General features: G+C 38.5%; 6 protein-coding genes. 3 read left to right on the top strand and 3 right to left on the bottom strand.

Features of this window, described 5'->3' with window-relative positions; all coding sequences use genetic code 11:
* The first annotated feature begins 194 nt into the window (after window positions 1–194).
* The 3 genes from H6G69_RS17370 (at window position 195) to H6G69_RS33955 (ending at window position 2097) form a co-directional block, all read left to right on the top strand.
* Window positions 195–1460, top strand: coding sequence for a glycosyltransferase (locus tag H6G69_RS17370; protein ID WP_190689693.1), 1266 nt, complete (start codon window positions 195–197; stop codon window positions 1458–1460).
* A 131-nt stretch (window positions 1461–1591) separates the two neighbouring features.
* Window positions 1592–1879 (top strand): XisI protein, encoded by a 288-nt coding sequence (locus H6G69_RS17375; RefSeq protein WP_190689696.1) that lies wholly within the window; start codon window positions 1592–1594, stop codon window positions 1877–1879.
* Window positions 1870–2097: an element excision factor XisI family protein gene (locus H6G69_RS33955; RefSeq protein ID WP_242072093.1), complete on the top strand. Its 228-nt coding sequence runs from the start codon at window positions 1870–1872 to the stop codon at window positions 2095–2097. The genes H6G69_RS17375 and H6G69_RS33955 overlap by 10 nt, the downstream gene beginning before the upstream one ends.
* Before the next feature lie 42 nt (window positions 2098–2139).
* Here the strand turns inward: H6G69_RS33955 and H6G69_RS17385 are convergent, their stop codons facing one another.
* From H6G69_RS17385 to H6G69_RS34400, 3 genes are all read right to left on the bottom strand, one after another.
* Window positions 2140–3681, bottom strand: a complete 1542-nt coding sequence (locus H6G69_RS17385; protein WP_190689698.1) for a GMC oxidoreductase — start codon at window positions 3679–3681, stop codon at window positions 2140–2142.
* A gap of 189 nt (window positions 3682–3870) precedes the next feature.
* Window positions 3871–4689, bottom strand: coding sequence for an SDR family oxidoreductase (locus H6G69_RS17390; RefSeq protein ID WP_190689701.1), 819 nt, complete (start codon window positions 4687–4689; stop codon window positions 3871–3873).
* A 576-nt stretch (window positions 4690–5265) separates the two neighbouring features.
* A partial coding sequence (locus tag H6G69_RS34400) for a calcium-binding protein (RefSeq protein ID WP_190689704.1) occupies window positions 5266–6000 on the bottom strand: 735 nt, incomplete at its 5' end.

Genomic DNA, 6000 nt, shown 5'->3' on the forward strand with positions numbered 1-6000 from the left:
AGCTAAAACACATCACCACTTCATAGGGTTGTTGGCCGTTCACTGTCAACGGTCAACACCATTAAATATGCAAGCTTTATGTGTAACAGGTTGTCAATGCGTAAATCCTCAATTTAATTCTTTTTGGTGTGAGTAGGTAGTTCAGTTTTTCAACACTGATTTAGCTCTCAAAAAATAACAAATTAACTCCAATTATGCCTCAGCAAAAGCTACGCATTGCTTTATTTACAGGATTGTACGCACCTTTCCTCACAGGGGTTTCTGTAGCAGTCCATCAGAGAGTTCGCTGGTTGCTACAACAGGGACATCAAGTTTTGCTGGTTCACCCCCAAATTAACAATAAGTATCCCAAAAAAATTAGCGATCGCCCCATGCCTGGGCTAGAAGAGTTACAATCTTTTCCTAATTTTTCTGCTTACTCATTTCCCACACAACCGTTAATCTTTTATAAGTCTCTACCCCAACCATTAAACTATCGCCATTGGAGTGATACTAAATTATTGGCGCAATTTCAACCAGATATTATTGTGGTTGAAGAAGCTGCCCAAATGCGAGGATTATACTCAGGCTTTTTACAAGGATATGGTCGTCCTGTGGGTGTGAAATACGCCAAAAAAAACCACACACCAATCATCTCTGTTTTTCACACTGATATCGTTGCTTATATCAGATATTACTTAGGAGATGTATTTTTCAGCTTTTTACGTCCAATTATTCCCCTTTTGGTGAAGCAGTTTAGTGAGACTTACGACCTCAATTTATTTTCTTCCCGCGAACAATTAATTAAATATCAAAAACTACAATGTAAACGTAGTGAATATTTACCTTATCAAGGAATTAACTGCGAGAAATTCCACCCGCGTAACATAGTTCATGACCCCATTCCTAACGACAACAGACCGACATTATTGTTTGTCGGACGTGTGACAGCAGAAAAAAATGTCACCCAACTTATCGATGCTTTTCCTAGCATTGCTGCCAAAATTCCCGATGTCCATTTAGTGATTGTGGGTAGCGGCCCCTTAGATGCAGAAATCCGCCGACGTGCAGCAAAATTCGGCTCGGGAATTACTATTTGGGGTGAGTCTCACGGTACAGAATTACTTGGTTGGTTTGCCCGTGCAGATGTATTTGTTAACCCCTCTGTGACAGAAAACTTCTGCACGACAACTAACGAAGCTTTAGCTTCAGGAACTCCTGTAGTCGCGGTGACTGCACCCTCAACATCAGAACAAGTATTTGTTGGTCGTAATGGCTTTTTAGCAGAACCGAATAACCCAGCAGATTTTGCTCAAAAGGTGATTGCAATTCTCGAGAATCCTGAACTCAAAGCCGCTATGAGTAAAGAGGCTCGTCCTTCTATCCTTCAGTATGATTGGTCTAGTTGTATGGAGAAGTTTGAAGCCAAGCTTTACGAGGTTGTGGAAACCACAAAGGGTAAAAAACCAACACTTGTTTAAACAGAGGATTGTAAATAAATAACATCCTTGTTGGCTACTCCTACCTAAATGGTAGGAGTTTTAATTTTTCGAGCTATGATAGCTTGGTGTGATAGGTTTTAATTGCACCTCTAAATCGGATTTTCTGTTGTATGGAAGGAGTGAGGGATAAATTAACTAAATATCAGCAAATTGTACAGCAATTGTTAATGGGTTACGCACAAAGTAAGCCAGCTTATGGTGAAATTGAGGTTGAGACTATTTTTGATACGCAGCGAAATCATTACCAAATTGTGCATTTAGGGTGGCAGAATAAGCGCTGGGTGCATCACTGTGTGATACATATTGACATTCGGAATGAAAAAATCTGGATTTTTTACAATTCAACAGAACATGATATTGCGGCAGATTTAGTTGATTTATTCACATCTTGCACCTAGTCCCAGCGAATAGAATTCGTGGCTATACAAACGAAGTCCGCCTACGCGGACTAACGCAATATCAAGGGTTTGGAACCCGCGCAGGCGTGTTTTGCCTGTGTAGCCGCGACTTCAGTCGCTTGGTGCAAGATATGTGTTTAGGCATACCAAAACAAGATATTGTGCTAGGTTTTTATCCTCCTTTCATGCGTGAAATGAGTGACTATGCAGTGGGCTAAAAGTAGCAGTATTAAAGCTGACTGTTCCCTATCTCCTATTAACTATTTCATTCTTGCTAACAGATGTTCACCTACGCGCAAAGCATTAGCCATAATCGTTAACGCTGGATTAACAGCAGCACTAGAAGGGAAAAAACTCCCATCAACAACATAGAGATTATCAACATCGTGGGTGCGGCAATTAATATCTAATACAGAAGTTTTGGGGTCTTCACCAAAACGACAAGTTCCGCATTGATGTCCAACTGCATCTAAACTAAGATTTTGCGTAATATGTAATGAAAATTGTTTACTTTGTGAATCTTGATTAATAGATTTTAAAATTTCTGTCCAACGTTCAATTAAACGATTAAATGCGACTTCATTGTTATTTTTATAGTCAATAACTATTTTATCGTCCTGAACAGATACACGATTATTCACATCTGGTAAATCTTCATTCATTACCCACCAAGCAATAGAATGGTTAGCGATTTTTTCAGCTACCATATTTGGCATTAATGGCGGCCCATAAGCAATAATTCTATCTTTATGAATATTGCCTAGAGATTGTACACTACCCATTGGATAGTCAAAATCTTTTTCGCCCCAATAAAAATCGGTAAGGGCTAAAGTCTTGGGAAAAACTGTCGGATTAGATTTTGTGCTTAAGGTCATAACTACGGCACAATTATGTACCATATAATTACGTCCGACAAGTTGAGAACTGTTAGCTAAACCGTGCGGGTGTTGGTCGTTGGCAGATTTTAATAATAATGCGGCGGAGTTAATTGCACCTCCAGCTACAACCACAATATTGGCAGAAAATATTTGATGCTGACCATTAATTTCTGCTTCTACTTGGGTGATTTCTCGACCAGAAGCGTTAGTGTGTAAACGTGTAACTTTTGCTTGGGTAATTAATGTGAGATGATTATAGGCGATCGCGGGACGTATACCATTAACATCAGCATCACCTTTAGCATTAATCATACAAGGAAAACCATCGCACGTATCACAACGAATACAAGCACTTAAATGGCGATGAACTTCGTTTAATTTAACAGCTAAAGGCAAATTAAAGGGATGTAAACCTTGGTTTTTGAGACTGTAATAAATTTCTTCAATATAAGGTTCGTGACTAATAGCCGCAAAAGGATAATCTTGATTAGTTGGTGGTTCGGTGGGGTCTAAACCACGTTTACCATGTACCTCGTAGAGTTTCTCTGCTTGGTCATAATAAGGGGCGAAATCTTGATATTTTAAAGGCCATTCAGGAGAAATTCCACCTTGATGAAGCACTTTTTCAAAGTCTTGTTCGCGTAATCTAAACAGCGCACCACCATAAAACTTTGTATTGCCACCTACATAATAATGCGCGGCTGGATTGATAGGTTTACCATCTTTGTCATACCAAATATCGCTGGTACGATAACGTCCTTTTTGTAAAACTTGTTTGGTATCCCAATTTTGCTTTTCTCTAGGTAAGAAATCGCCTTGTTCTAATACTAAAATTTTCTTACCACTGGGTGCTAACTTATATGCTAAAGTACCACCACCCGCACCAGTACCAATGATGATAAAATCGTAATGATTATGCGACATTTTTACCCCAAATAATTAAGCAGATTAGTATATGTAGTAAGTGTTAGGCGTAAGCCGTAACGCATTATAAGATTTGCAGTAGATGTGTTACGAATCGCGCTAACACATCCTACGTGTATTTCAAAAATCAAATATGAGTCCTATATAAATCAGAATTTAGTGATTTATGCCCACCATAGAGTTATTAAGCTATGAACCACGCATTTGCTTTTCAGCACAAATTTTGTTGACTGCTTTTACACCTATCCACTGAAAAACTAAGTCACCAAACTTAGGAAAAAGCTGGAAGTTAGAAAATAAAATTTTTGAAACAAAGCCATCTACAATTACTTCGGCTTGGTTTTGTTTGATGGCATTTAAAATTGCGATCGCCACTTCTTTTGGTGGTGCAACACGCGCTAAACTAGGCGCAGCTACTCCTAAAGCCGAAAACATTCCTGCAGCAGTATAGCCAGGACACACAACCGATACGCCAATATTTGTATCAGCTAATTCTTGGCGCAAAGCATCAGTCCACATAATTAAACCTGCTTTACTGGCTGAATAAATGCTGTTATAAGGCATTCCTTTTTTGCCGGAACCAGAAGCAATATTCACAATATGACCACTATTGCGAGCTAACATACTTGGTAAAATCAAACGTGTTAATTCCATGCTAGCAATCAGATTTGTAGTCAAAATAGACTGAATATCTGGCAAAGTATATTGATGAAAAGGTCGATATTTTTCAATAGCAGCATTATTAATTAAAATATCAATTCCTCCGGCAATTTGATTAATTTGCTGCACTAAATTTGGTAATTCTGCTACTTGGCTAATATCAAATGGTATGCTGATAGCTTTACAACCTGAAGCTTCTATTTCTGTACATATATCATTGAGTTTTATTTGTGAGCGAGAAACAGCGACTACAGTAGCTTGCTCTTTTGCTAAAGCATGGGCAATAAATGAGCCAATACCACCAGATGCTCCAGTTAAAAGCACTATCTTACCTGCTATTGATGTCATAATTACCTTGATGAATCAGGTGATTTTTTAAACTACTAATCTTCCATTTGCACGTAATAGATATTCCGCACTAAAATAAATATCCAAAATTCAATATTTGTTATTAAAATCTTAATTCGAGCCTAAGTTTGTTTCAAAAAACACTTTTTTATATGCTTGTTGATGGGTGAATTTATAATTTTACTAGTGTTTGACAGGACTTACGCAAAAATTCTCAAAAAGCTTAATTTATCGAACCGCCAAGTCGCCAAGAACGCCAAAAAATCGTAGAGTCTGCGTAAGTCCTATTTGAATGTAGCGCAACACCTGTTTAATAAGACTTGGATTGAGTTTATACAAGCGAGTAATTGTTAATCTACTATAAATTAATAATTGATATTGTATTTATTTATATTGTATTCAAATTATTTTTTTCAATTATCCAATTGAGTTTATACATAAAATTGGTCAAACTATAGATAATTACCAATTTTTATAAAAGGGGAATTGATTTTCAATTCCCCACGTCCTACTCTTTACTCTCATCCAAGATTACTATCGTTGGCTGTAACTTGGAATGAAATAAAAATTGCCTAACTAAGCACTAACAAAGATATCAGCATTAGTTAAAGCTAGTCCGGTACTGAGACTAGCAATTTGAACTTGTGCAGATGAGCCTGTACCATCTCTATCAAAGAAGAGCGCGCCATTGCTTTGAGAGTAAATAAAACGCTGATTAGCTGTAGTGGCTGCTGTACCGATAACAAATTGATTAGTTGCGATCGCAGCACCAGCAACCAATCCCCCACCAAAACCAGCAGCAGAGACAACGATAGTATCATCAACCACGCTAAAATCATAGATCCTATCAATTCCATTAGCCAAAGAGCTAAAGACAAAACGATCGAATCCAGTACCGCCATAAAGAACGTCATCACCTGCGCCACCATTGAGGGTGTCGTTCCCGGCTTCACCATAGAGGTAATCACCGAAGAAAGAATCATCAACGTTAGTGCCAGTAATCACATCATTCCCAGCACCACCGTAAACTGTCACCTCACTCGCCAAAGCCGATAAGTTGATGGTGTCGTTGCCAATACCTGTATCAATTCTGGCATCTTCGATATTTTTAATGGTTCTGGTGGTGATGCCATCCGAAATTGTGCCGCCAGTGCTAGCACTGGTGTACAAGATGGTGACGTTGCTGGTGATGGAGGTGGTATCAATATCCAAAACATCCACTCCTGTACCACCGTCAACTTGATCTACGCTGTTAACCACATAGATACTGTCATCACCATCGCCACCATTGATAGTGTCCACCCCTTCATT

Origin of the sequence: Nostoc sp. FACHB-110, assembly GCF_014697425.1 — a bacterium.
Taxonomy (GTDB): Bacteria; Cyanobacteriota; Cyanobacteriia; order Cyanobacteriales; family Nostocaceae; genus Nostoc_B.